The 23696-nt window shown below is 70.0% G+C and carries 23 protein-coding genes and 1 pseudogene; 14 read left to right on the plus strand and 10 right to left on the minus strand.

Annotated features, from left to right (window positions below; translation table 11 throughout):
- Nucleotides 1-24: 24 nt before the first annotated feature.
- From ACFVXC_RS19750 to ACFVXC_RS19760, 3 genes are all read right to left on the minus strand, one after another.
- Nucleotides 25-498 (minus strand): ATP-binding protein, encoded by a 474-nt coding sequence (locus ACFVXC_RS19750; protein WP_389906720.1) that lies wholly within the window; start codon nucleotides 496-498, stop codon nucleotides 25-27.
- 271 nt (nucleotides 499-769) lie between these two features.
- Nucleotides 770-1234 carry a peroxiredoxin gene (locus tag ACFVXC_RS19755; protein ID WP_389906722.1) on the minus strand — a complete coding sequence of 155 codons (465 nt, stop codon included), beginning with the start codon at nucleotides 1232-1234 and terminating at the stop codon, nucleotides 770-772.
- 310 nt (nucleotides 1235-1544) lie between these two features.
- Complete coding sequence (locus ACFVXC_RS19760) at nucleotides 1545-2387, minus strand: SigB/SigF/SigG family RNA polymerase sigma factor (RefSeq protein ID WP_389906724.1); 843 nt, start codon at nucleotides 2385-2387, stop codon at nucleotides 1545-1547.
- A gap of 476 nt (nucleotides 2388-2863) precedes the next feature.
- Here ACFVXC_RS19760 and ACFVXC_RS19765 point away from each other — a divergent pair, with 476 nt between their 5' ends.
- Complete coding sequence (locus tag ACFVXC_RS19765) at nucleotides 2864-3190, plus strand: plasmid stabilization protein (protein WP_389906726.1); 327 nt, start codon at nucleotides 2864-2866, stop codon at nucleotides 3188-3190.
- A gap of 184 nt (nucleotides 3191-3374) precedes the next feature.
- On the opposite strand, the gene ACFVXC_RS19770 is transcribed toward ACFVXC_RS19765, so the two are convergent.
- Nucleotides 3375-4298 (minus strand): LysR family transcriptional regulator, encoded by a 924-nt coding sequence (locus tag ACFVXC_RS19770; protein WP_389906727.1) that lies wholly within the window; start codon nucleotides 4296-4298, stop codon nucleotides 3375-3377.
- Nucleotides 4299-4371: 73 nt separating this feature from the next.
- Between ACFVXC_RS19770 and ACFVXC_RS19775 the strand changes: the two genes are divergently transcribed.
- Nucleotides 4372-5229, plus strand: a complete 858-nt coding sequence (locus ACFVXC_RS19775; RefSeq protein WP_389906729.1) for a DMT family transporter — start codon at nucleotides 4372-4374, stop codon at nucleotides 5227-5229.
- A gap of 13 nt (nucleotides 5230-5242) precedes the next feature.
- Here the strand turns inward: ACFVXC_RS19775 and ACFVXC_RS19780 are convergent, their stop codons facing one another.
- Nucleotides 5243-6139, minus strand: coding sequence for a SigB/SigF/SigG family RNA polymerase sigma factor (locus tag ACFVXC_RS19780; protein WP_389906731.1), 897 nt, complete (start codon nucleotides 6137-6139; stop codon nucleotides 5243-5245).
- Nucleotides 6140-6446: 307 nt separating this feature from the next.
- On the opposite strand from ACFVXC_RS19780, the gene ACFVXC_RS19785 reads away from it, so the two are divergent.
- Nucleotides 6447-7610, plus strand: a complete 1164-nt coding sequence (locus ACFVXC_RS19785) for a PP2C family protein-serine/threonine phosphatase (RefSeq protein WP_389906733.1) — start codon at nucleotides 6447-6449, stop codon at nucleotides 7608-7610.
- A gap of 69 nt (nucleotides 7611-7679) precedes the next feature.
- Here the strand turns inward: ACFVXC_RS19785 and ACFVXC_RS19790 are convergent, their stop codons facing one another.
- Nucleotides 7680-8177 carry a MarR family winged helix-turn-helix transcriptional regulator gene (locus ACFVXC_RS19790; protein WP_389906735.1) on the minus strand — a complete coding sequence of 166 codons (498 nt, stop codon included), beginning with the start codon at nucleotides 8175-8177 and terminating at the stop codon, nucleotides 7680-7682.
- Nucleotides 8178-8674: 497 nt separating this feature from the next.
- Here ACFVXC_RS19790 and ACFVXC_RS19795 point away from each other — a divergent pair, with 497 nt between their 5' ends.
- On the plus strand, nucleotides 8675-9031 hold the full coding sequence (locus ACFVXC_RS19795) for a hypothetical protein (protein ID WP_389906737.1): 357 nt from the start codon (nucleotides 8675-8677) through the stop codon (nucleotides 9029-9031).
- Nucleotides 9032-9034: 3 nt separating this feature from the next.
- Here ACFVXC_RS19795 and ACFVXC_RS19800 read toward each other — a convergent pair.
- Nucleotides 9035-9248: pseudogene (locus ACFVXC_RS19800) on the minus strand (dihydrodipicolinate synthase family protein); the annotation flags it as partial.
- 108 nt (nucleotides 9249-9356) lie between these two features.
- Here ACFVXC_RS19800 and ACFVXC_RS19805 point away from each other — a divergent pair.
- Both ACFVXC_RS19805 and ACFVXC_RS19810 read left to right on the plus strand, forming a co-directional pair.
- On the plus strand, nucleotides 9357-10088 hold the full coding sequence (locus ACFVXC_RS19805; RefSeq protein WP_389906937.1) for a FadR/GntR family transcriptional regulator: 732 nt from the start codon (nucleotides 9357-9359) through the stop codon (nucleotides 10086-10088).
- A gap of 435 nt (nucleotides 10089-10523) precedes the next feature.
- Nucleotides 10524-11963 carry an exo-alpha-sialidase gene (locus tag ACFVXC_RS19810; RefSeq protein WP_389906739.1) on the plus strand — a complete coding sequence of 480 codons (1440 nt, stop codon included), beginning with the start codon at nucleotides 10524-10526 and terminating at the stop codon, nucleotides 11961-11963.
- Here the strand turns inward: ACFVXC_RS19810 and ACFVXC_RS19815 are convergent.
- Nucleotides 11953-12642, minus strand: a complete 690-nt coding sequence (locus ACFVXC_RS19815; RefSeq protein WP_389906741.1) for a FadR/GntR family transcriptional regulator — start codon at nucleotides 12640-12642, stop codon at nucleotides 11953-11955. The two genes, ACFVXC_RS19810 and ACFVXC_RS19815, sit on opposite strands and share 11 nt — an antisense overlap.
- A gap of 185 nt (nucleotides 12643-12827) precedes the next feature.
- Here ACFVXC_RS19815 and ACFVXC_RS19820 point away from each other — a divergent pair, with 185 nt between their 5' ends.
- The 8 genes from ACFVXC_RS19820 to ACFVXC_RS19855 all read left to right on the plus strand — a co-directional run bounded on the left by ACFVXC_RS19820 (nucleotide 12828) and on the right by ACFVXC_RS19855 (nucleotide 22437).
- A complete protein-coding gene (locus tag ACFVXC_RS19820) occupies nucleotides 12828-13787 on the plus strand; it encodes a dihydrodipicolinate synthase family protein (protein ID WP_389906743.1) in 960 nt (319 codons plus the stop codon).
- The gene (locus ACFVXC_RS19825) at nucleotides 13784-14740 is read left to right on the plus strand and encodes an ROK family protein (RefSeq protein WP_389906745.1); all 957 of its coding nucleotides are present in this window, start codon (nucleotides 13784-13786) and stop codon (nucleotides 14738-14740) included. The genes ACFVXC_RS19820 and ACFVXC_RS19825 overlap by 4 nt, the downstream gene beginning before the upstream one ends.
- Before the next feature lie 19 nt (nucleotides 14741-14759).
- The gene (locus tag ACFVXC_RS19830; RefSeq protein WP_389906747.1) at nucleotides 14760-15458 is read left to right on the plus strand and encodes an N-acetylmannosamine-6-phosphate 2-epimerase; all 699 of its coding nucleotides are present in this window, start codon (nucleotides 14760-14762) and stop codon (nucleotides 15456-15458) included.
- Nucleotides 15459-15519: 61 nt separating this feature from the next.
- Nucleotides 15520-17016 carry a sialate:H+ symport family MFS transporter gene (locus tag ACFVXC_RS19835; RefSeq protein WP_389906749.1) on the plus strand — a complete coding sequence of 499 codons (1497 nt, stop codon included), beginning with the start codon at nucleotides 15520-15522 and terminating at the stop codon, nucleotides 17014-17016.
- Between the two features lie 75 nt (nucleotides 17017-17091).
- On the plus strand, nucleotides 17092-18645 hold the full coding sequence (locus ACFVXC_RS19840) for an MFS transporter (RefSeq protein ID WP_389906751.1): 1554 nt from the start codon (nucleotides 17092-17094) through the stop codon (nucleotides 18643-18645).
- A gap of 41 nt (nucleotides 18646-18686) precedes the next feature.
- Nucleotides 18687-21098, plus strand: coding sequence for a phosphoketolase (locus tag ACFVXC_RS19845; RefSeq protein WP_389906753.1), 2412 nt, complete (start codon nucleotides 18687-18689; stop codon nucleotides 21096-21098).
- Between the two features lie 182 nt (nucleotides 21099-21280).
- Nucleotides 21281-21670, plus strand: a complete 390-nt coding sequence (locus tag ACFVXC_RS19850) for a hypothetical protein (RefSeq protein WP_389906755.1) — start codon at nucleotides 21281-21283, stop codon at nucleotides 21668-21670.
- Nucleotides 21671-21768: 98 nt separating this feature from the next.
- Nucleotides 21769-22437 (plus strand): class F sortase, encoded by a 669-nt coding sequence (locus ACFVXC_RS19855; RefSeq protein WP_389906757.1) that lies wholly within the window; start codon nucleotides 21769-21771, stop codon nucleotides 22435-22437.
- A 324-nt stretch (nucleotides 22438-22761) separates the two neighbouring features.
- Here the strand turns inward: ACFVXC_RS19855 and ACFVXC_RS19860 are convergent, their stop codons facing one another.
- Together ACFVXC_RS19860 and ACFVXC_RS19865 are read right to left on the minus strand one after the other, a co-directional pair.
- Nucleotides 22762-23124 carry a DoxX family protein gene (locus ACFVXC_RS19860; RefSeq protein ID WP_389906759.1) on the minus strand — a complete coding sequence of 121 codons (363 nt, stop codon included), beginning with the start codon at nucleotides 23122-23124 and terminating at the stop codon, nucleotides 22762-22764.
- Entirely contained in the window at nucleotides 23121-23630 is a 510-nt protein-coding gene (locus ACFVXC_RS19865) for a cupin domain-containing protein (protein WP_389906761.1), read from the minus strand. The genes ACFVXC_RS19860 and ACFVXC_RS19865 overlap by 4 nt, the downstream gene beginning before the upstream one ends.
- Nucleotides 23631-23696: the final 66 nt, after the last annotated feature.

The following is a 23696-nucleotide window of genomic DNA, read 5'->3' on the forward strand; positions in this document are numbered from 1 at the left end:
CCTACCGGCGGCGACGGGGGCGGCTCACGCCTGCTGTGCGGAGGCTTCGGTGGCCGGTTCGTCGGTCAGGGCGATGTGGGCGGTGATGCGTTTGCCGGCCGGTTCGAGTTGGACATGGAACTCCCGGGCGACGGCCATGACGATCTCCAGGCCGTGCCCGCCTATTCTGCGCGGGTCTTCGGGGCGGGCGACAGGCTGGGCGGGAACGCTGTCGTGCACGGTCACCACGACTGCGGCGTCCACGATGATCAGTTCCATGAACAGCGGCCCGGGGGCGTATTTGCGGGCGTTGGTGACCAGTTCGCTGACGACCAGTTGAGTGAGGTCCATCGCGCGGGCGGAGACGGCGACGTCCTGGCCCGTCCGGGCGCGGGTGAGGAAGTCGAGCGCGAGGTGACGTGCCTCGGCGATGGAGGCGTCCCCGCCGTTCAGAGGGACGGCGACCCCCATGGTGTGAGCTCCCGTCGGCCCCTCGCCGTCACTGCCGGCTGAGTCCATGTCCTCGCCACCTTCGTCCCCGTTGTCTGCGCTCACCTACCCTGTCCGACGCTTCGCATACTGTTCCGCCCCGGATCGATAATCCGTTCGAGTGAGCCTGCGTGTTGCGTCCGGCGGTTCTCCGGTGTTCGCCCGGCCCGCGACGCTTGGGCGAGTGCAGTCGAGAACATGGTGGCAGACCGTCGCGGGGGCGACCCGTCCATGTGCGGAAAGGGCCCCTGAAGCATGCACGGGACAGGCCCGCTGAAGAGGGCCTGTCCCGTCCGGCGCCCTAGCCGACGGCGGAGCGCAGAGCCGCCAGGGCCCGGTCCGCGTGGGCGCTCATCCGGAACTCGCTGCGCACCACCTCGAGAACGCGGCGGTCGGGTCCGATGACGAAGGTGGCCCGCTTGGTCGGCAGGGGGCCGAAGCCGCGTGCCACGCCGAACTGCCCGCGCACCACCCCCTCCGGATCGGACAGCAGCGGGAAGCCGAGCGTGTGCAGCCCCGCGAACTCGCGCTGGCGCTCGACGGCGTCCGAACTGATGCCCACCGGCCGCGCGCCCGCCGCCGCGAACTCGGCCGCCAGATCACGGAAATGACAGGCCTCCGCGGTGCAACCGGGTGTCATCGCCGCCGGGTAGAAGAACACCACCACCGGGCCTTCGGACAGGAGCGAGGAGAGGGTCGTGGGCGTACCCGTCTCGTCGGGCAGCGTGAAGTCCTCCACCAGGGAGCCGACTTGGATCCGGGTCATCGCTGCGCTCCTTTGCCGTGGTGGACGCGGGCGGGCGGAACAAGCGTGGCAGCAGGAGAAGGAGCAGGGGAAGGAGCAGGAGCAGGAGCAAGCGGTGGACGAGGGGGGTGGACGGACACGAGGTCTCCTCACGGCACGGCAGCACAAGGCAGGTGGCACGCGATACTACTCGGCGGTAAGGAAGGGTGTCGTCGGCCTGGTTCATCGCACACCTCGCGGTGTGCGTCCGGCCTGCCTGAGCCCCTGGGGCCGCCCTGGTGCCCCAGGGGCCGATCAGGCGATGCGCGCGATGCGCATGCGGGCCCCGTCGTCAGGCCGCTTGAGCCTGCCCGGTGCCCTCGTCCCCGCGGACGGCCTCCGCGCGTACACGGGCACAGCTGGTGGTGATGAGGCGGGAGACGTGCATCTGCGAGATGCCGAGCTCCTCGGCGATCTTGCTCTGCGTCATGTCCTCGAAGAAGCGCAGGTACAGAATGGTCCGCTCACGCTCCGGCAGCCGCCGCAGACCTTCCTTGGCGGCCTCGCGGTCGGTGATGAAGTCGTAGGCGGGATCGGACGCGCCCAGGGTGTCGGCCAGGCTGAATCCGTCGGGATCGGAGGAGATCTCGGCGTCGAGGGACAGGGCGCTGTAGCTCGTCATCGCCTCAAGACCGTCACGGACCTCGGCCTCGGTCAGACCGGCATGCTCGGCTATGTCCGAGATGCGGGGCTCGGCGTCGCGACCCGGCTGGTCCAGCAGGTCGCGGCGCGCGACACGGACCTTGTTGCGCAGTTCCTGGACGCGACGGGGTACCCGTACGTCCCACATGCGATCGCGGAAGTGCCGTCGCAGCTCCCCGGTGATGGTGGGCACGGCGTAGCTCTCAAAGGCCCCGCGCTCCGGCTCGTACCGGTTGACCGCCTTTATCAGGCCCATCGCCGCGACCTGTCGCAGGTCTTCGAGGTTCTCGCCCTTGTTGCGGAACCGGCCCGCAAGACGGTTCGCCATGGGCAGCCAGGCCGTCACGATCTCCTCGCACAGCAGGTCGTGCTCGGGTCCTTCATCGAGCGCGGCGAGGTGGGCGGAGGCCGCCTTGGTGTCAGGAGCGTCGTCATGGGGGCGTCGCGTCCCCGTACGACGACGTGCTGAGGGTGCATTGAGATCGGTAAGCATCAGGAATCGCTCCTCAACGGTGGGCCGACAAGTGACCGCGAGGAACGGGATGACCCGGAGCCGGACATCCAGCGGGATTGGACAGACCGCTCCCCGCGGATGCGCCTCCGGTCCGAAGCACGAAGTACGCCTGCCCCGCGACTCGGAGGGGAAACAAGTCGCACGCCCCGACATGCCGCCCGGCCGGCTGCCGTTGCCCGTCTGGGCGAGCCCGGAGAAGGTGCCCGTCGCCGGGTGCGAGCACCGCGGACGCGGGGAAGGATGTGCCATGGGCGTGCGCGGCGAATCAGCCGATGGCCCGCATACCGGCAGTTCACCGCGGGTGCCGCCGGTGCCGCCGGTGCCGTCGCGCCGGGCGGTCGTAGCCGGGCCGGAGCCGTGGCCGGCCGATCCGTCGGCGTGCGGCCCGCACCACCACCAAGAATCATGAGGACGAATCGTCCGCGATCAACACACATATGAGAGAGGGGCATCACATGCCTGCCGGATCGAACAAGAAGCGTGAACGCCAGTACGAGCACATCAAGGAGAGCGTCGAGGACCGCGGGACCTCGGCCAAGCGGGCGAAGGAGATCGCTTCCCGGACGGTCAACAAGGAACGGGCACGCTCGGGGGAGTCGAAGACGGCCAGCAAGACGTCGACGCAGGACAAGAAATCGGCGTACGAACGAGGCGGGGAGCGCTCACACAGCGGTGCGCAGGGTCCGACCAAGGACCAGCTGTACGCGGAGGCCAGGAAGAAGAACATCGAGGGCCGCTCGTCCATGAACAAGAAGGAACTCAAGCAGGCTCTCGGCCGGTGACGTTGCCAACGCGCGTTGCCGCCGATCGGGGGATCTTCACCGGTCCGGGGGCATGCGGAGGAACGCATGGGGCACCCGGGACGCGGGGTGCGAAGCGTCGGAACGGCCTCGGACGCTTGGCTTCGCCGATCGGCCGCATTGGGGTGCGGCCGATCGGCGGCCTTCCCCGGCGCGCAGGAGTGCGTCAGGCCGTCTCCGCCGACGGCGCGCTATGGGCAGCCGCCGCCTCGCGCAGAGCGTGCAGCCCCGCCGCCACCAGAGGATGCGCCGCGCTGCCGCGCCGCACCGCGGTCAGGAATCGACGCGTGGGAACGGGCGTGCCCCGCAGCGGGACCCGCGTGACCGCGTGCCGGGGAAGCGGCACGATCCGCGGCATGAGACAGATGCCGAATCCTTCAGCGACCAGCGAGGAGACCGCGTACCACTCCTTGACCTGATGGGTGATGAGGGGAGTGAAGCCGGCCGCCGTGCACGCCGCCATCACCAGCGGGTAGGTGTCGTTGTTCGCCTTCTTCACGATCCACGACTCCCCGGCGGCTTCCGCGAGTTCGACTCCCTCCGGCCGCGCGAGCCGGTGCCCGTCAGGGACCAGTAGGTCCTGCCGGTCGGTCAGCAGCGGCGTCTGCTCGAAGCGGGCGTCCGTGACGGGTGGCGCGTCGGGCCCCGGCAGCACCAGGGCCACGTCCGTGTCGCCCGCGAGGAGCATCCGGTAGCACTCGGCGCTCTCCTCCTCGACGATCAGCGACTCCACCAGTGGGTGTGTCTCACGCAGCCGGGCCGCGGCCGGAGTGCCGAGTGCGGCAAGCGCCGACGACACCCCGCACACGCGCAGCGCGCCCTGGGTGCTTGAGCCCTGTCGCGCGAGCTCCGCCTGAGCCACCTCCCATTGCTCCCTCAGCGCGTCGGCATGCCGGAGCACGATGTGCGCCGCCGGTGTCAGGCGCACGCGCCGCCCCTCTGGCCGCAACAGCTCCGCCCCCAGATCACGGGCCAGCAGCCGCAGTTGCTGAGAGACGGCCGAGGGCGTCAGGTGCAACGCCCCGGCCGTCGCGGTGACGGTGCCGTGCTCGGCGAGCGCCTGGAGGACATGCAGCCGATGGTCAATCATGCAGGCAAGCCTAAACAGTTACGTACATATTCATTTGCTGGACGTGTACGTTTCCGGTGCTGAGCCTGGACACATGACGACACTTCCCGCTCCCGCGCTGATGCTCGGCAGCGTGCTGAGCCTCCAGTTCGGGCAGGCCCTTGGCAAGCAACTCGCGGGCGCGACAGGTGCGCCGGGGGCCGTCACCCTGCGCCTCGGTCTGGCCGCGGTGTTCCTGCTGCTCCTGTACCGGCCCGCGCTGCCGCGCAGCCGCACGGACATAGGCCTGGTCCTCGCCTTCGGGACCGCCATCGCCGGGATGAACCTGATCTACCCGGCACTTCTCCTGCTGCCCCTGGGACTTGCCAGCGCCCTCCAGCTCCTTGGCCCGATCACTCTGGCCGTGCTGACCTCGCGCCGCCCGCGCGACGCGTGCTGGGCCGTCCTGGCCGGATGCGGGGTGTATCTCTTCCACGTCCCGCACGGCACGGGCTCCTCCCTCCTGGGAGTCCTGTTCGCCCTGGCCGCGGGGGCATCCATGGCCGCCTATCTGCTGCTGAGCAAGAAGGCGGGAGCCCGGAGCGCGGGAGGCGGCCCGCTGGCCCTCGCGGTGACCTGGGCGGCTGTGCTGACGCTGCCACTGGGCATGGCGGGCGCGGGTGCCGAACTGCTCGATCCTCGGATTCTGCTGCTCGGCACCGCGCTCGCCGTGCTTTCGGCGGTCATCCCGTACTCACTGGAGCTGGCGGCCCTGAGGCGCCTTCCGGTACGGACGGTGAGCGTTCTGACCAGCCTGGAACCCGCGAGCGCGGGACTGGCGGGCGTCCTGGTCCTGGGCGAGGACCTGGGCCTCGTGCAGTGGGCGGCCCTGGCGTGCGTGGGCGCGGCGAGCGCCGGGGTGGTGGCCCCCCGCGCGAGCCGGAGGAGGCGGCCTTCGCGCGATACCGGGTGATGGTGTGCCGGCGTCAGGCCAGCATTCCGGTGCGGAGCTTGTTGAGCGTGCCGGTGAGAAGGCGGGAGATGTGCATCTGGGAGACGCCGAGTTCGGCGCCGATCTGCGACTGGGTCATCTCCTGGCCGAAGCGCAGTTCAAGGATGCGGCGCTCCCGGTCGTCGAGATCGTCGAGGAGCGGTGCAAGGGTGTGCATGTTCTCCACCGCCTCCATGGCCGGGTCGGATTCGCCCATCACATCGGCCAGGGTGCGCGTCGGTGTGGCCGCGCTGTCACCGCCGTCGCTGGGCGCCTCCAGGGAACCGGCGGTGTAACCGTTCGCGGCGACGATGCCGTCGATGACCTCTTCCTCGGTGATGGACAAGTGGTCAGCGAGTTCCTTGACGGTCGGGTCATGGTCGAGACGGGTGGAGAGCTCTTCCTTCGCCTTGGCGAGTTCCACGCGCAACTCCTGGAGCCGGCGCGGTACATGCACGGCCCAGGTGGTGTCCCGGAAGAACCGCTTGATCTCCCCGAGGATGTAAGGGACGGCAAAGGTGGCGAACTCGACTTCGCGGGTGAGGTCGAACCGGTCGATGGCCTTGATGAGGCCGATCGTGCCGACCTGAATGATCTCCTCCATGTCGCCGCTGCCCCGATTGCGGAAGCGCCGGGCCACGAACTGGACGAGGGTCAGGTTCATCTCGATGAGGGTGTTGCGCGCGTATTGGTATTCGTGCGTGCCCTCCTCCAAGGTCTGCAGGCGGTCGAAGAACATCTTCGACAGTGCTCGAGCATCCTTCGGGGCCACCTTGTCCGTGTCCTCGATCCACGGCAGCGCGACCTCGGTGGCGGGCGTCCCGCCCGGGGCCGAGAGCTCGTCCTCGGGCTCCCGTGCGGTCCCGGCAACCTGTTCCGAGATCAGTGACATATCCCTACCTCCCCTAGCCGTATGACGCTTCCTCGTACGGCCCCTGCCCCGGCATCCGGGAGGCATGTGCGTTGGCCCAATTTTTCTTGCTGTGGGGAAATAGTTGTCTGCATGCATCGTACGATGTGCGAGGTTGCCCGGCTTCGGCCAGGCATTCGCCCGAACCTGACGGCCCCAGCCACCGGAGTGACTCTTCGGGCGTGCCGTGTTGGACTGAGTGCATGTCCCCCTACGCCGAAGGCCGACGGACCGGGGGCGCTGTCAGGCGGCTCTTACTTCGGCGTGGCTTAACGAGAAGCAGGATCACGTGGACAGATTCGCTGCCGTCGAGCGGGCGCTGCGCGACGCGGCACCCCACTTGTTGCTCGATGTCGTGACGGGGGCGTTGCGGGAGGAGTACGGGGTCGAGCGGGTGGAACTGCGGCTCGCCGACTACGGCTTGACCACCCTCCAGATGGTGGAGGACGTGCCGTTCACCACCGAGTCGGTGTCCCTGCGGAACAGTCCGCAGGGCAGGGCTTTCGGTGCCCAGGAGCCTTATGTCGAGTCAAGGGCCGTGCGGGGCGCGGCGACCGTACATCTGCCGGTGACCGTCCGGGGCGACCGGATGGGCGTACTCACTCTGACCGTTCCCGAAGAGCGCTGTGCCCCGGACGACCTGACGGAGATGCAGCGCATCTGCGAGGCGCTCGGTCACGAGATCCTGGTCGCCGAACGCGATACCGATCTGTACCTCCTCGCACGCCGGGCCGCCCGCCTCACTCTCGCCGCCGAGATGCAGTGGCAGTTGTTGCCCGGTCACTCGGTGGCGCGTCCCGAGTTCGCGTTGGGCGCCCACCTGGAGCCCGCGTACGCGATCTTCGGGGACAACTTCGACTGGTCGGTCTCGGCGCACCACCTCACGCTCACCGTGACCAACGGAATGGGGCAGGGGATGGAAGCGGCGCTGCTCACCAACCTCGTGGTGAACGCGCTGCGCAACGCCCGTCGGGCAGGACTCGATCTGGCGGGCCAGGCGAGCCTCGCCGACCAGGCCGTCTACGCGCAGTACCGGGGTGAACTGCACGCCTCCGTCCTGCTTCTGCGCTTCGATCTCGCCACCGGCGAGGTCGAAGCCGTCGACGCCGGATCCCCCCGCATGTGGAGGCTCCGAGGACGGGCGGTCACGTGCGTCGACTTCGACGCGCAGCTTCCCCTCGGGATGTTCGAGGAGACGGCCTATGTCACGGAGCGCCTGCGACTGGAACCGGGTGACCGCGTTCTGGTGGGCAGCGACGGGGTCTACGACAGCGTCTCGAAGATGGGGGAGCCTTACGGGGAGCGGGCGCTGGCACGGTCCCTGTCCGCGCACCGTCTGCTGCCGGCTTCACAGGTGCCGCAGGCGGTGCTGCGCGATCTCGCGGACTACCGGGGCGCGCTGCCTCTGGACGACGATGCTCTCGTGGTCTGCCTCGACTGGTTCGGACGGTAGTCGCGCGTGCGTGGCCGACGGGAATCGCGCGTGCGGGTCGACGGCCGGCCTGGGCGCTCAGCGGCGTGACTAGCCGACCGAGCGCCAGGCGCCGGCTCCCTCGTCGCCCTGCTCCGGCGCGGTCGCCACGTCACGGAAAGCCCTGAGCCCTTCGAGCAGCGCACGCCGAGCCTTGGGCGACATCGCGTCGATGGTGGCCATCAGGATGCCTTCCCGGCGTTTTCGCAGGTCGGTGAGGTAGGCCCTGCCCAGGCTGGTCAGCCGGAGTTCCAGTTCCCGTCGGCTGACCGGGCTCGGCGTGCGTTCGATGAGACCTGTGGCCTGCAGCCGGTCGCACAGCCGGCTCACCGACGGCGGAGCGGACCCCAGGGCCTCGGCGAGCATCCGCAGATTGATGCCGTCCTCGCGGTCCAGCGCGTACAGCACGCGCAACTGGGACGGAGACACAGGCCCGGTCGGAACGGCCTCACGTCCCTGCTCCCACATGACTTCGAGCAGTTCGACGAACTCGGAACCCGCATGAGCCGCATCCCGGGACCTGCGATCCGGTTCGGGACTCAGACCCATAGCGATGACACTCCGATCGGCGTTGTCTCTCTTGTACATCTTGCCACCGGGGCACGGTCCACACATCGTCCCGATCGGCTGACAAGGACACCCGGGTCGCGGAGGCCGAAGACCGTGCGTGCGAGGTGTGACAGCCCCGAGAAAACGCGTCGACCCCGGCGAACTTCTCGCAGTGGACGGGGCACGATGGGAGGCGCTGGTGGTGCACGCGGCACCGGACCGCATCTCGGCGTCGGCGGTCGCCCGGGGAAGCATAGTGGAAACCGGCCTGGGCATCGCAGGATCACGCCCATCCAGGACGCGACTCCGTCCCGTCGGAGATCAGGTGCCCGGCATCAACACGGCGTGAAGACTGCCGGAACACGGCAATGCGCCCGAACTGTCCTCCGGGCCAGGATGACCACGGCAGGAACGGGGGGCGAGTTCCGGTGCCGGGTCGCGTAAGCGGGATCCGGCACCGGGACCGGGGCCGCAGCGAGCGCGAACGGGGTGGGGCGGTGGGGGAATTCCTGCACGCCCTTGCCGGGTTCCCGGCCATCCTCTTCAGCGCCGCTCTCCCCGTGGTCCTGTGCTTCTGGCTGCTCGTCGCACTCGGCGGCGCCGATGCCGACAGCTTCGACTCGGACGTGGACGCCGGCGCGATGGGCCTGGGCGGCGTGCCGGTCGCCGCGGCGGCGACCGTGATGGCCGTGGTGGGCTGGTTCACCAGCCTGACCGGTTCGATCCTGGTCGACCGGTCCGCCCCCGCCGGTCTCGTGCACGCGGGTGCGGACGTCGTTCTCCTCTTCCTCTCCCTCTTGATCGCCTGGGGCGTGACGCGACGCCTCGTACGCAGCTGGGTCTGCCGCAGCTGACCGCTACCCTCGCGACCACCTCGCACGTACCAGGCAGTCGGCGATAGCCGCTGTCTCCGCCTGGTCCGGAGTCGGCATCGGGGGCTCATCATCCGCGCGCCGATGATGCCGCGCGGACGATGTCGAAGAGCGCGACCAGGCGGTCCTGCTGGGGCTTCGCGGCCGCCCAGTCGCCGCGCACCGATGCCTCGTGCAGACGCACATGGCCGTGCGGATCGCAGGCGTAAGACGTCAGATGTCTGATGCCTTGATAGCGTGGGAATTTAGCTTGATAATCGAAAGGGGTCAAGAGGTGGGGAGTTCACGCATGTCCGGTGCGAATCCCGTGTCCGGTGCGAAGCCTGGTCGGCAACTGCTCCGGCAGGAAGTCGTCGAGGGCATCAAGCGCTACATCCTGGAGGAGCGGCTGCGCCCCGGGGACCCGCTGCCCACTGAGCCTGCCCTGTGCGAGGCGCTTGGCGCGAGCCGCTCCAGCGTGCGCGAGGCCGTCAAGATCCTCAACGCCCTGGACATCGTCGAGGTCCGCCACGGCCACGGCACCTATGTCGGCCGACTGAGTCTGTCGGCCCTGGTGGAGAGCCTGACCTTCCGTGGTCTCCTCTCGCCGGGCGACGACTTCCAGGTCCTCGCCGACCTCGTCGACGTACGCGAACTCGTCGAGCGCGGGATGGCCGACCGGATCGTCACGACGCTCAGCGTCGGCCAACTCGACGCACTCGATCGCCTCGTGGCCGCCATGCGCGACCAGGGCGCGGGGGAGGGGCGCGGCTTCGTGGAGGCGGATCGGGCGTTCCACGCGCTGCTCGTCGAGCCGCTCGGCAATGAACTCATCGAGCAGCTCTCGATGGCCTTCTGGGACGTGTACGCGATCGTCGCGCCGCATCTGGACGGCTTCACGCACGCCGACGAGACCGAGACCATCGCCGCGCACCAGAGCATCGTGGACGCCGCGCGGGCCGGTGACGTCGCCGGTTTCATGAAGTCGCTCGGCGAGCACTACGCGCCGGTGCGGCGACGGATCTTTGAGGCCCGCGCCCGGGACGCCGCCCAGGTCTGACCTGGACACTCGTTCTCCTGGAGGCTCGGTCGGGGCAAGTGCCCGGCGGAGCGGAGCCTTGACGACCCCTGAGAGCGCTGCCTAGGGTCCCGTCTGCCACCAGGACATCAGACGTCTTCTGTCTGAAGGTCCGGCGTCGTAGTCCGCCCGCCCTCCACCTGCTTCACCGCCGACAACCACTACGCGGATCCCCAGGGCAAGCAGATCCACGCCTTCAACGGGCACGAGGGCGGCGGGGCATACCACGGCGTACCACGGCGGGGTGTACCAGCAGCGGGAGCAACTCGCCCGGGTGCGCTCCCTCCACCCCGATGCGCGGGGCCGTCACCACCGCGTGGTCACCGCCTCGTACTGAAAATGATCAAGCGCCCTCCGGCCAAGCCCTCTCCGGTCAAGCCCCCTCCGGTCAAGCCCCTCCGAGAAGAGAGATCGTCCATGCAGCGAAGAGTCCTCCTCGCCCTGCTGTCCGCCGCAGCGCTCCTCGTCACCGCGACCGGCACCGCACACGGCGCGCCCGCCGCCTCCGGTGAGCTGACCTCCCAGGACCTGACCGCCAACGGAGTGGGATCGCCCCACTACCGCATCCCCGCCCTGACCACATCGGTCAAGGGCACGCTCCTCGCGGCCTACGACGCCAGGCCCACCCTGGGCGACCTGCCGGGCAACCTCGGCATCGTGCTGCGCCGGAGCACCGACGGGGGCGCGACATGGAAGGCGCAGCAGGTGGTGCGCAAGGACGCCGCGCCCAAGGGCCACGGCGATCCGAGTCTGCTCGTCGACCGCACGACAGGCCGGATCTTCGTGTTCTACGCCTCTTCGGTGAACCAGGGCTTCGCCGACTCGGGCACCGGCAACGACGAGAGCGACCCGGACATCCTCCAGGCCGACTACAGCTACTCGGACGACGACGGTCTCTCCTGGACCCACCGCCGCATCACCAAGCAGCTCAAGAACCCCGCGTGGGCAGGCATGTTCGCGGCGTCGGGCGAGGGCATCCAGCTGCGGCACGGCGCGCACAAGGGCCGGTTGATCCAGCAGTACGCCGTGCGGATCAACGGCGCCAACTACGCGGCCAGCGCGTACAGCGACGACCACGGAGCCACCTGGAAGATGGGCAATCCGGTCGGCCCCGGCGGGGACGAGAACAAGACCGTCGAGCTCTCCGACGGCAGGATCATGCTCAACAACCGCTCGAAGCCGTACCGGACGATCGCGTACTCGACCGACGGAGGGGTCGACTACACGCCGTTCCAGCAGGACACACAGCTCACCGACCCGGCGAACAACGCCTCGATCATGCGGTACGACGCGGGGGCCGCGGCGTCGGACCCGCAGTCGTCGTGGCTGCTGTTCAGCAACACCGATGACGCGTCGGCGCGGCGCAACCTCACCGTGAAGATGTCCTGCGACAACGGCAGGACCTGGCCGATCAGGAAGGTCGTCGATGCGGGCGCCGCGGCCTACTCGACGCTGACCAGGCTGCCGAACGGGCGCGTCGGGATGCTCTACGAGCGCGGCGACTACGCGCACATCACCTACTCGTCCTTCGACCTGGACTGGCTCGGCGGCACCTGCGCGGACATCACGATCGCCCCGCCCACGGCCCTGAAGGCGGACGCGAGCGCGGAAGTCGAGGTCCGGGTGGTCAACCGGATGGACACGCGTCGCGACCGGGGCACCCTCGATCTCACCGTGCCCGGTGGATGGACCACGCGTCAGGTCACCGTCCCCGCGCTCAAGCCGGGCGAGGGGGCCACCGTCAGGGTCCCGGTCACCGTCGCGGCGGACGCCTCGGGCAGCGCCGAGCTCACCGCCACTTACCGGACCGGGGGCAAGCAGGCCTCGGGCCGCTCGACGGTGGCGATCACTCCGTAGGTTCCAGGCGGGCGCGGATGCCGTCGAAGTGGGTCCGCATGGCGCGCACCGCGCGTTCGCCGTCCCCCGCCGCGACCGCGTCGACGATCTCGCGATGCTGCGAGCAGGTGACGGCCGGATCCTGATGACCGTCGTCGAGATCTTCGCGTACGCGGTCCATGGCGGCCCAGAACGCGTCGAGGACCTCGCTGAGCAGATGGCTGTCGAGCGAGGCGTAGAGCGCGAGATGGAAAGCGCGGTCGGTGGCGCGCGCCACCCGGCCGTCGCGCGCCTCTGTCTCCATCTCGGCGACGAGCGCGCGCAGCACGGCGAGGTCCTCGGCGGGGATCCCGGCGGTGACGGCGCCGACAAGGCCCGCCTCAAGCGCCTCCCGCACCTTCATCAGCTCGAAGAGCCCCGGCTCGCCGAGGCGGTGACGTACGGCGGCCCGGAAGGCGAGGCCTTCGGCGAAGGGGGACAGCGAGAGCGAGCCGACGAACGTGCCGAAGCCACGGCGGATCTCGACGACGTTGACGGCCTGGAGCGCCTTGAGCGCCTCGCGCACCGACACCCGGCCGACTCCGAAGAGCTCGGACAACTCGGTCTCCGTGGGCAGCGGGTCACCGGGTGCAAGCCTGCGCTCCAGGATCAACTCCTTCAGCTGGCGCTCGGTGTCCTGGGCCATGGTCGGGCGAGCCACAACATCCTCCTGAGGTGCGATTGCCCCTTGACCGGTGGCGGGAGCATCTGTTTAAGGTGAGGCAAGACGTAGGACATCTTACGTCCCATGTTCTCGGTCGCGTCAGCGGTTCGAACCGCGTAACCGCTTCGAACCGCGGATCGCACGGCGGCCGGACGTACCCACCTGAGCTGGAGCCCTTCACCATGTCTCTGTCCGCACCGCTGCGCGGCGTCGTCCCGCCGGTCTGCACCCCGCTCGACTCCCGTGGAGAGGTCGACACCGCGTCCCTCGCCCGGCTCGTCGACCACCTCGTGGACGGGGGAGTGCACGGCCTTTTCGCCCTCGGCTCCACCAGCGAGGTCGCCTACCTCACCGACGAGCAGCGGGCCACGGTCCTGGAGACCGTGGTCAACGCCGCCGACGGCCGGGTCCCTGTCCTCGCCGGAGTGATCGACACGACGACCGCACGCGTCGTCGAGCACGCCACGGCCGCCGCCGCCCTCGGGGCCGACGCCCTGGTCGCGACCGCGCCCTTCTACACGCGCACCCATGAGAAGGAGATCGCCGGGCACTTCCGCCGCCTGCGCGCGAGCGTGGACCTCCCGCTGTTCGCGTACGACATCCCGGTAGCCGTCCACAGCAAGCTGGGGTCCGGCCTCGTGCGCGCCCTGGCCGAGGACGGCACGCTCGCCGGGCTCAAGGACAGCAGCGGCGACGAGGGCGGACTGCGCCGTCTGATCGTCGAACTGGGCGGCCGCGACGGCCGCGCCCAGGGCTCGGCCCCTGACTTCAGCGTGCTCACCGGATCCGAACTGACCGTGGACGCGGCCCTGCTGGCCGGTGTCGACGGTGTCGTGCCGGGCATCGGCAACGTGGACCCGGCCGGATACGTGCGGCTGTACGAGGCAGCGCGGGCCGGGGACTGGGCGCTCGCCGCCAAGGAGCAGGAGCAGCTCGTCGAACTCTTCGGCATGGTCGACGTGGGGCCGGAGGCGGACATGGGCCGCAGCTCGTCCGCGCTCGGCTCGTTCAAGGCGGCGCTCCAGCTGCTCGGCATCATCGAGTGCGGCGACACCGCCTTCCCCCAGATCCAGCTGTCCGCGGAGTCGGTCGCTCTTGTCGCGCGGCGGCTGCGCGCCGCCGGGCTGCCGCCGGTCCGATGAGCTCCGGCTCCCTGCCGGGCTCCGACAACGCCGCGCTCATAGGCCTCGACCTCGGCGGTACGAAGATCGCCGCCGCGCTCATCGGCGCGGACGGCACCGTCCTTGCCCGGCACACCCGGCCCACCCCGGCCGGCAGCGGCGCCGCCGCCGTGCTCGACGCCCTCGCGACGGCCGCCGCCGAGGTCGACCCGGGCCGCGGCGCATCGGCGCTCGGCATCGCCGCCGCCGGGGTCATCGACCCCCGAACCGGCCGGGTCACCAGTGCCACCGACTCCATCAGCGGCTGGGCGGGCACAGTCCTCGGCGCCGGTCTCGCGGACCGTACCGGCCTTCCGGTGGCCTGCGACAACGACGTACGGGCCACGGCCGGTCCCGAGCTCGCGGCACTGGATACAGAGCACGGTTCGCTGCTGTTCGCCGCGATCGGGACCGGAGTCGGGGGCGCCGTCGCCGTCGACGGGCGGATGCTGCACGGCGCGGCGGGCATCGCAGGACACCTCGGTCATGTGCCGAGCCCCCAGGCGGCCGGGCTGCCCTGCACCTGCGGCGCCACCGGACACCTGGAAGTCATCGCGTCGGGGCCCGCGATCACCGCCCACTACCAGCGGCTCACCGGCACCACGGTGGACCGCCTGGAGACCGTCGCGGCCCGCGCCGCGCAGGGCGACGCGGACGCCGTCCAAGCGATCACCACCGGTGCCGCCGCCGCCGGACAGGCGCTCGGCGGGCTCGCCAACGCGCTGGGCCCCGACCGGATCGTCGTCGGGGGCGGCGTCCCCCGGATCGGCGCCCTGTACGGGGACGCCCTGGCCACCGCCCTCGCCGCGGAACTGATGCCGCCGCTGCGCGGCCTCGTACCGCGGGCCCCCTTGTTCGGCGCCGACGCGGCGGTGCTCGGCGCCGCCGCCCTCACCGCAAGCCTGCCCCTTCACCACCCTGGAGCCCTCCGATGACCACACAAGGAGCCCTGCGATGACCACGCGGCAGACCTGGACCGCGGCCGGACTCGCCGCCGAGCTCCGGGGCAGCCTGATCGTCTCCTGCCAGGCACCGCCCGGCGATCCGATGCGGGAGACCGACACCCTCGTACGGCTCGCACGGTCGGGGGCGGCCGGAGGCGGCGCGGCCATCCGCGCCAACGAACCCGACGTCGTCGCCGCCATCGTCGCCGCCGTCGACCTGCCGGTCATCGGCCTGTGGAAGGACGGTGACACCGGCGTCTACATCACTCCGACCGTCCGGCACGCCCTGGCGATCGTGGAGGCCGGAGCGGCCGTCGTCGCCGCCGACGCCACCGACCGGCCGCGCGCCGACGGCTCCACGTTCGCCGACCTCGTCACCGCGGTCCACGCGGCGGGCGCGCTCGTCATGGCCGACGTCTCCACACTCGCCGAGGGCGTCACCGCGGCCGAGCAGGGCGCCGACTTCGTCTCCACCACCCTGTCCGGCTACGTCCCGGGGACGCCCGAGCAGACCGGCCCCGACCTCACGCTGGTCGCCGAGCTCGCCGCCGCGACCGATGTCCCGGTCGTCGCCGAGGGCCGCGTCAACACCCCGCAGGACGCCGCGGCGGCCCTGGCCCGCGGCGCCCACAGCGTCGTCGTCGGAACGGCCATCACCGCACCCACGGCCCTGACCGCCCGCTTCGTCGCGGGCCTCACCAAGCACTGACCTGCCCCTTCAAGCGACCGGCCGCTCAAGGACGAGCGCCGCCCCGCATCATGGAGTCACCGTGCAGACCTCATCACCCGCCAAGCCCCGCTGGTACCGCGAAGTCAGCCGTACCCAGTGGAAGTCGTTCTTCGCCGCCTGGATCGGTTATGTCCTCGACGGCTTCGACTTCGTCCTGATCACGCTGGTCCTCACCGAGATCAGTGACGAGTTCGGCCTCAGTACCGTTCAGGCGGCCAGCCTGATCTCCGGCGCGTTCATCACCCGCTGGCTCGGCGGCGCGGTCCTCGGCGCGCTGGGCGACCGGTACGGCCGCAAGGCATCCATGGTGCTGAGCATCCTGCTCTACTCCCTGGGCACGTTCGCCTGCGGATTCGCCTGGAACTACCACAGCCTCTTCGCCGCGCGGCTCGCCATCGGCATGGGCATGGCCGGGGAGTACAGTGCGAGCGCCACGTACGTCATGGAGAGCTGGCCCGCCAAGCTGCGCAGCCGGGCGAGCGGGTTCCTCATCTCCGGCTTCTCGGTCGGCTCCGTGCTCGCCGCGCAGGTCTACAACTGGGTGGTGCCCTCGCTCGGCTGGCGGTGGATGTTCTACCTCGGCCTGATCCCGATCGCCGTCGCGCTGTGGATGCGGCGCGCGCTGCCGGAGGCCGCGGAGTGGAGCGAGTCGGTCGCCGAGAAGGGCGCCAAGCCCAATCCGTTCCGTCCGCTGTTCGCGACCCGTGGCAGGGCCACCGCCAACGTGGTCCTGACCGTCGTCGCCACCCTCGCCCTCTTCCTGGTCTTCACGCCGGGCGGTGCGGGCATGGTGGCCGTCCTCTCCGTGGTCGCCGGTCTCTCGCTCGCGGCCTTCGCCGTCCAGCTCGGCGGCAAGCGCGGCTGGGCGCTGTACCTCTCGATGATCGTCACGCTGTTCTTCGCGTTCCTCTACTCCTGGCCCATCCAGGCGCTGCTGCCCACCTATCTCAAGACCGATCTGGGCTACAGCACGGACCAGGTCACCGATGTCCTCTACTTCGCGGGCTTCGGCACCATGGTGGGCTGCTGGACCGCGGGTTTCCTGGGCGACCGGATCGGCGCGAAGAAGGCGTACGCGCTCACCCTCCTCGCCTCACTCGCCTTCGTCTATCCCGTGTTCGCCGTGGACGACAACCTGCTGCTGCTCGGCACCCTGCTGTTCCTGCTCCAGGCGACCAGCTTCGGCATCTCCGGTCTGCTCCCGCGCTACATCGGCGGTCACTTCCCGACGGAGAGCCGGGGTGCGGCGCTCGGCTTCACCTACAACGTGGGCGCCCTCGGCGGCGCGGTGGCACCGGTCCTCGGCGCGCATCTCGCGTCCGGCATGGATCTGGGGCAGGCGCTCGCCGTGCTGACGTTCGCGGGCACGGTGATCGTGGTGCTTCTGGTGGGCTTCGACGTCCCGGCCAGGCTGAACCGGCTCATGGATCCGGAGGGGGCGAGGGACCACCTGGCGGAGGAGGCGGCCCAGCTGTCCCAGCCGTCACCGAAGGCGGAAGAGCAGGCGCCGACGGCCGGTGACTCCGCCCGCACCTGACACCGGCCGCCCGGGCACCCGCATCGCGGCCCGCTCCAGCGGCAGGAGTACGTGATGCGTGGTGTTCTGGAACCTATGAGCAGTCCAGAGGAGCAGACAAACCTGGGCCGGGCGAGCCGCGACGTCCCCACGGCGGCGGATCCTCCCTCCAGCCGCCGCTGGTGGGCCCTGGCCGTGATCGCGCTCGCCCAGCTCATGGTGGTCCTGGACGCGACCATCGTGAACATCGCACTGCCGTCCGCGCAGCGCGAACTCGGCCTCACCAACGGCAACCGCCAGTGGGTCATCACCGCGTACACGCTGGCCTTCGGCGGACTGCTGCTGCTCGGCGGCCGCATCGCCGACCTGTTGGGCCGCAAACGCACCTTCATCATCGGACTCGTCGGCTTCGCCGCGGCCTCGGCGCTCGGCGGCGCCGCCACCGGACCTGCCATGCTGTTCGCATCGCGCGCCCTGCAGGGCATCTTCGCCGCGGTCCTCGCCCCGTCCGCCCTGTCCCTGCTGACGACCACCTTCACCGACGGCAAGGAACGCGCCAAGGCGTTCGGGATCTACGGCGCCATCGCAGGCGCGGGCGGTGCGCTCGGCCTTCTGCTCGGCGGCATCCTGACGGAGTACCTGGACTGGCGCTGGTGCCTGTACGTCAACGTCCCCATCGCGGTGCTCGCCGTCTTCGGCGGGCTCTCCCTACTCGAGGACCGCGTGGGACACAAGGAAGCCCGCCTGGACGTCCCCGGCGTGATCCTGGGATGCGGAGGGCTCATCGCCGTCGTGTACGGGCTGAGCGAGGCCGAATCCCGCGGCTGGACCTCCGCGATGGTCCTCGCACTGCTGGTCGGTGGCATCGTCCTGCTTGCCGTGTTCACGTGGTGGCAGACACGGACGGCGCGTCCTCTGCTGCCGCTGCACATCGTGAAGGACCGCAACCGTGGCGGCTCGATGCTGACCATGGGACTCGCCACGATCGGCATGTTCGGCGTTTTCCTCTTCATGACGTACTACCTGCAGAGCATCCTCGGCTATTCACCGGTGAAGACCGGATTCGCCTTCTTCCCTATGTCGCTGGCCATCATCATCGGCTCGACGCAGATCTCGGCCCGGCTGCTGCATCACGTCCCCCCACGGCTGCTGATGGGGCCGGGGCTGCTGCTCGGGGCGGCGGGTCTGTTCACGCTGACTTTCCTCGGTACGGAATCCAGCTACGCCGGCCACATCCTGCCCGGCCTGCTGATGCTGGGTCTCGGGCTCGGTCTCACCTTCATGCCGGTGATGGCGACCGCGACCGCCGGGGTGGCCCCCAAGGACGCGGGCGTCACGTCGGCGACGGTCAACACCGCCCAGCAGGTGGGCGGTTCGATCGGCACGGCCCTGCTCAACACCATCGCGACGACGAGTACCGCCACGTATCTCTCGTCCCACCTGGCCGACGTTGCCCGTACAGGACGGCTGACGCCGGAGCGCAAGGCCCAGATCGTCGACTCCGGTGTCGTGCACGGTTTCACCGTGGCCATCGGGTGGGCGGCCCTGATCATGCTCGCGGCCTCCGCGGTCGCCTTCCTGCTCGTCAACGCCCCCGCGCCGCGCCACCGCCAGGAAGGTGCCGGAGCGCCTGACGTGACCTCGGTCTGAGGCCGCCTCCCTGCCAGCCGTCCCCCTTGTAAGGAGCAGCCATGGGCGATCCCTCGGTGAACCCGGCCCTGTCCGCCGAACCGCCCTCCGATGCTGAACTCCAGGGGCTGGAACGGTATTGGAGGGCGGCCAACTACCTCTCGGTGGGGCAGATCTACCTGATGGACAACGCCCTGCTGCGGCGGCCTCTGGCAGCCGAGGACATCAAGCCGCGGCTTCTCGGCCACTTCGGCACCTCGCCCGGGCTCAACCTGGTGCACGTGCACCTCAACAGGGCCATCAAGGCGCGGCGGCTGGAGACCGTCTGCGTCTGGGGCCCCGGGCACGGCGGGCCCGCGGTCCTTGCCAACTCCTGGCTGGACGGTACGTACACCGAGACCTATCCCGACGTCACCCGCGACGGAGAGGGAATGGCCCGGCTGTTCCGCCAGTTCTCGTTCCCCGGTGGAGTGCCGAGCCATGTCGCCCCCGAGACGCCCGGCTCCATCCACGAGGGCGGCGAGCTCGGCTACTCCCTCTCGCACGCCTACGGCGCCGCGTTCGACAACCCGGACCTGCTGTCGGTGTGCGTCATCGGCGACGGAGAGTCCGAGACCGGACCGCTGGCCGCCTCCTGGCACTCCAACACCTTCCTGGACCCGGTGCACGACGGCGCGGTACTGCCCATCCTGCACCTGAACGGCTACAAGATCGCCAACCCGACGATCCCGGCCAGGCTCCCCGAGAACCAACTCGACGACCTGATGCGCGGATACGGATACGAGCCCGTGCACGTCACCGGCGACGACCCCATGACGGTGCACCGGGATTTCGCGGTCGCCATGGACCGCTGTCTCGACCGCATCACCGCGATTCAGCGGACGGCCAGAGCCGACGGAGACGCCGACCGCCGCACGGACGCCACCGCCCCGCGCTGGCCCATGATCGTGCTCCGTACCCCGAAGGGCTGGACCGGCCCCAAGACGGTGGACGGCAAGCCGGTCGAGGGAACGTGGCGGGCCCACCAGGTGCCCTTGGCCAACGTCAGGGAGAGCGCCGAACACCGCCACCAACTGGAGGAGTGGCTGCGCTCCTACCGGCCGGAGGAACTGTTCGACGCCGCGGGACGCCCGGTGCCCGGACTCGTCGACATCGCCCCGCGGGGCACGCTGCGCCTCGGCGCCAACCCGCACGCCAACGGCGGGCTGCTCCTGCGCTCGCTGCCGCTGAAGCCGCTCGAGGAGTTCGCGGTCGACGTGGACAAGCCAGGCGTCACCATGAACGAGCCGACCCGGATCCTCGGCGGCTACCTGCGCCAGGTGATGGCCGACACCGCCGAGCGGCGCGATTTCCGCCTTGTCGGCCCGGACGAGACCGCCTCCAACCGGCTCGACGCGGTCTACGACGCGTCCGGAAAGGCCTGGCAGGAGGAGATCCTCGGCGTCGACGAACACCTCTCCCGGCACGGACGGGTGATGGAGATCCTCTCCGAGCACACCTGCCAGGGGTGGCTCGAGGGATACTTGCTGACGGGGCGCCACGGGCTCTTCTCCTGCTACGAGGCGTTCGTGCACATCGTCGACTCGATGGTCAACCAGCACATCAAGTGGCTGCGCACCACCCGCGAGCTGGCCTGGCGGGCGCCGATCGCCTCGCTGAACTACCTGCTGACCTCCCACGTGTGGCGGCAGGACCTCAACGGCTTCTCGCACCAGGACCCCGGATTCATCGGACACGTCCTCAACAAGAGCCCCGAGGCAGTACGGGTCTACCTGCCGCCGGACGCCAACACGCTCCTTTCCACCGCCGAGCACTGCCTCACCTCACGCGACTACGTGAATGTGATCGTGGCCGGCAAACAGCCCGGCTTCGACTGGCTGAGCCTGGACGAGGCACGGGCGCACTGCGCGCGGGGCGCCGGGGTATGGACCTGGGCGGGCAGCGAGACCCCCGAGCGGGAGCCGGACGTCGTCCTCGCCTGCGCCGGGGACGTGCCCACCCTGGAGGTCCTCGCCGCCGCGAGCCTGCTGCGCACCCACCTGCCGGAGCTCGTGGTGCGCGTGGTCAACGTGGTGGACATCGCGCGGCTGATGCCGGAGGGGGAGCACCCGCACGGCATGCCGGACGCGGAGTTCGACACGCTGTTCACCCGCGACAAGCCGGTGATCTTCGGATTCCACGGCTACCCGTGGCTCGTGCACCGCCTCGCCTACCGGCGCGCGGTCCACCCGCACCTGCATGTCCGCGGATACAAGGAACGCGGCACGACCACCACGCCCTTCGACATGGTGGTGGCCAACGACCTGGACCGTTTCTGCCTGGTGATGGACGTCATCGACCGTGTGCCGGGCCTCGGCGTCCGCGCGGTCGAGGTGCGCCAGCAGATGCAGGACACGCGGCTGCGCCACCATGCCTATGTGCGGGCGCACGGCGTCGACCTGCCGGAGGTGCGGGACTGGACCTGGCAGGACTGACCGACTTCGCCGTCCGGCCAGACGGGTGGGTGTGTATGGGCCGAGCGGGGGACTTGCGGCGTGTTGCCGGTAGCGACACGCCGTGAGGCGGGATGGCTCTTGGTAGAGGCGCGGTCGACGCCAGCAATACGTTCCGGGGCACGAGAGCTTCCGGGGGCCGCGTCCGTACTGGAGGTACAGAAATGCGTTCCATCCGAGTGCTGACCGGTCTGGCTGTTGCGGGCGCCGCGCTGGTGATCACCGCCCCCAACGCGCAGGCGGTGTCGCCGAGTTGCCAGAAGGCGCTGGACGACGCGGAGATCACGCAGAAGAACTCCGACACGGTGCAGGCCGACCCGAACGCATCCCAGGAGGAGAAGAAGGCCGCCGAGGACGAGGCCAACATGGCCGCCTCCACCGCGCAGCGGTTCTGCGACTCCACCGACCCGGCCGTCAGGGGCGGCGTGCACGCCGGTTCGGGCGGCTCCCAGGGCAGCGCCAATCCGACCGAGCTGGCCGCGGGGGCCGCGGTCCTTGCCGTCGGTGCGGGCGCGGTGTACATGCACCGCCGCAAGACCGCCGGACAGCGCTGACCTTCCGTCACCGGTCAACCGGCCCCGCCGACCGAGCCCGTACTCGCCCGGCGGGGCCGCGGAACTTCCCCCTCCATCTGAGCAGGAACTGCGACACCATGACCTACCCCCACGCATCGTCGGCCCGTTCCCCGTGGCGCCACATATGGTCCTGGAGTGTGCTCGCGGCCCTCGCCGTGGGCGTGTGGTCCTGGACAGCCGACGCCGAGGAGACCGGAACGCCGCCCAAGCCCTCCGCCGCCCAGGCCAGGACCTTCGAAGCCGGCCGCCCGGCCGAAGCAGCCGTGCCCGCGGTGACCTCCTTGTCCGAGTCGCCCCCGGTCCGCGTCAAGATCCCTGTCATAGGCGTGGACGCCGCCCTCACCGCCCTGTCCAGGACCAAGGACGGCGGACTGAACGCGCCACCACCCGACGACGCCAACCTCGCGGGCTGGGACGCGGCCGGCACGCTGCCCGGCAGCACCGGCACCGCTGTGATCGCCGGACACGTCGACACCAACGAGGGTCCCGCCGTGTTCTTCGGACTCGGCTCCCTGAAGAAGGGCGCCAAGGTACAGGTGACCCGCGAGGACGGCCGCACCGCGGTGTTCACCGTCGACGGCGTCGAGGAGTACGAGAAGGACGACTTCCCCAGCAGCAAGGTCTACGCACCACGGGCGCGCCCCGAACTGCGCCTCATCACCTGTAGTGGCACCTACAACAAGACCGACGGCTACTCCGGCAACGTCGTCGTCTACGCACACCTGACCGGGGTCGGCCCTCAGTAGACCGTTGTTGTGGCCTACGCCGGAACGAGGTAGCGCGCACTTAGGGTGAAAAGTGCAAATACTACCTCCCGTGATTCCCGTGGCCATGGCCCTGATTCTCATCGGCGGCGTGGAAGGCGGTGCGGTGCACGCGCGCGTGGCCTCGCTGCCCCGCTCTCCCGCAGTGCCTCCGCCCCAGCTCGGGCCCTTGCCCCGGATGCCCGGTCCCACCGGGACACCTTCGGCTCATCCGCATGAACCACTGGGGCTTCGACGGTCGTCTCGGCCAACGGAAAGTAGCGCGGTGTTCTCAGGGCGGAGCGGTGTCCTCAAGGGTGAGAGGGCTCAGAGCCACGTCGTCGCCAGCCAGCTGGTCACGCCCGCGGTGCCGACGAGCGCGAGGTTGAGGGCGATCTGACGGTCTCCGCCGCGCAGGTGGACCCTGGTCGCGGCGATCTGCAGGACGACGAACCCGGCGGCCGCGGCCAGGGCGAGCCAGGGCGCGATGCCGGTCAGCGGCGGGAGTATCAGACCGATCGCGCCGAGCACTTCGATCAGCCCGATGGCCCTGACGGCGGGCATCGGCGTGCTGTCCACCCAGGCCATCATCGGCCGGAGCTGCTCACGGCTGCGCACCAGCTTCACCCCGCCCCCGTAGAGGTAGAACAGGGAGAACAGGCCCGCGACGATCCAATAGGCGACGTTCATGATTCCCGCCCAACGGTGAAGTCGGTGGCGGGCTCGGTGGCGTAACGGCTCATCACTTGGATGTTCGCCCGGGGAGTCAGCGCCCGGCCGTCGGCGATCATCGCCTGGAGGTCTCGGAAGTACTGCACGTACAGGTCCGGTGTGAAGACGCTGAGCATGACGGCCGGTTGGTCGGTCACGTTGGCGAAGGTGTGCGGTGCGCCGGGCGGGACCATCACGAGCGTCCCCGAAGTCGCGTCGTAGTCCTCCGCCCCGACCGTGAACCGCACCGAGCCTGAGATGACGTAGAAACCTTCGTCGTGCTGGGCGTGCCGGTGTTGCGGCGGCCCGGGGGTGTGGGGCGCGAGGAACGATTCGGCGAGTCCGACACGGTGCTCGGTGTTGCTGCCGTCTTCGAGGACGCGTAGTCGTGTGGTGCCCAGGACGATCATCTCGCCGTCATCCGGACCGACCACCGACACGGTGGGGTCGGCAAGGGGCTCACTCGTTCTCGGTTCGTCGGTCATGCTTCGATTCCACCGCCAGGGCGCCGTCACCGTCCAAGACCTGTTCTGTGACCTCGATACCGAGCG

Origin of the sequence: Streptomyces sp. NPDC058257 (assembly GCF_042881845.1) — a bacterium.
GTDB lineage: Bacteria > Actinomycetota > Actinomycetes > Streptomycetales > Streptomycetaceae > Streptomyces.

Bases quoted from the DNA above. Each gene is read 5' to 3' on its own strand.
- ACFVXC_RS19770 (WP_389906727.1), bottom strand. From the start codon at position 4,298: ATGATTGACCATCGGCTGCATGTCCTCCAGGCGCTCGCCGAGCACGGC.
- ACFVXC_RS19825 (WP_389906745.1), top strand. From the start codon at position 13,784: ATGAGCTCCGGCTCCCTGCCGGGCTCCGACAACGCCGCGCTCATAGGC.
- ACFVXC_RS19765 (WP_389906726.1), top strand. From the start codon at position 2,864: ATGCCTGCCGGATCGAACAAGAAGCGTGAACGCCAGTACGAGCACATC.
- ACFVXC_RS19845 (WP_389906753.1), top strand. From the start codon at position 18,687: ATGGGCGATCCCTCGGTGAACCCGGCCCTGTCCGCCGAACCGCCCTCC.
- ACFVXC_RS19780 (WP_389906731.1), bottom strand. From the start codon at position 6,139: ATGTCACTGATCTCGGAACAGGTTGCCGGGACCGCACGGGAGCCCGAG.
- ACFVXC_RS19840 (WP_389906751.1), top strand. From the start codon at position 17,092: ATGAGCAGTCCAGAGGAGCAGACAAACCTGGGCCGGGCGAGCCGCGAC.
- ACFVXC_RS19750 (WP_389906720.1), bottom strand. From the start codon at position 498: ATGGACTCAGCCGGCAGTGACGGCGAGGGGCCGACGGGAGCTCACACC.
- ACFVXC_RS19790 (WP_389906735.1), bottom strand. From the start codon at position 8,177: ATGGGTCTGAGTCCCGAACCGGATCGCAGGTCCCGGGATGCGGCTCAT.
- ACFVXC_RS19830 (WP_389906747.1), top strand. From the start codon at position 14,760: ATGACCACGCGGCAGACCTGGACCGCGGCCGGACTCGCCGCCGAGCTC.
- ACFVXC_RS19775 (WP_389906729.1), top strand. From the start codon at position 4,372: ATGACGACACTTCCCGCTCCCGCGCTGATGCTCGGCAGCGTGCTGAGC.
- ACFVXC_RS19855 (WP_389906757.1), top strand. From the start codon at position 21,769: ATGACCTACCCCCACGCATCGTCGGCCCGTTCCCCGTGGCGCCACATA.
- ACFVXC_RS19820 (WP_389906743.1), top strand. From the start codon at position 12,828: ATGTCTCTGTCCGCACCGCTGCGCGGCGTCGTCCCGCCGGTCTGCACC.
- ACFVXC_RS19865 (WP_389906761.1), bottom strand. From the start codon at position 23,630: ATGACCGACGAACCGAGAACGAGTGAGCCCCTTGCCGACCCCACCGTG.
- ACFVXC_RS19810 (WP_389906739.1), top strand. From the start codon at position 10,524: ATGCAGCGAAGAGTCCTCCTCGCCCTGCTGTCCGCCGCAGCGCTCCTC.
- ACFVXC_RS19850 (WP_389906755.1), top strand. From the start codon at position 21,281: ATGCGTTCCATCCGAGTGCTGACCGGTCTGGCTGTTGCGGGCGCCGCG.
- ACFVXC_RS19755 (WP_389906722.1), bottom strand. From the start codon at position 1,234: ATGACCCGGATCCAAGTCGGCTCCCTGGTGGAGGACTTCACGCTGCCC.
- ACFVXC_RS19860 (WP_389906759.1), bottom strand. From the start codon at position 23,124: ATGAACGTCGCCTATTGGATCGTCGCGGGCCTGTTCTCCCTGTTCTAC.
- ACFVXC_RS19760 (WP_389906724.1), bottom strand. From the start codon at position 2,387: ATGCTTACCGATCTCAATGCACCCTCAGCACGTCGTCGTACGGGGACG.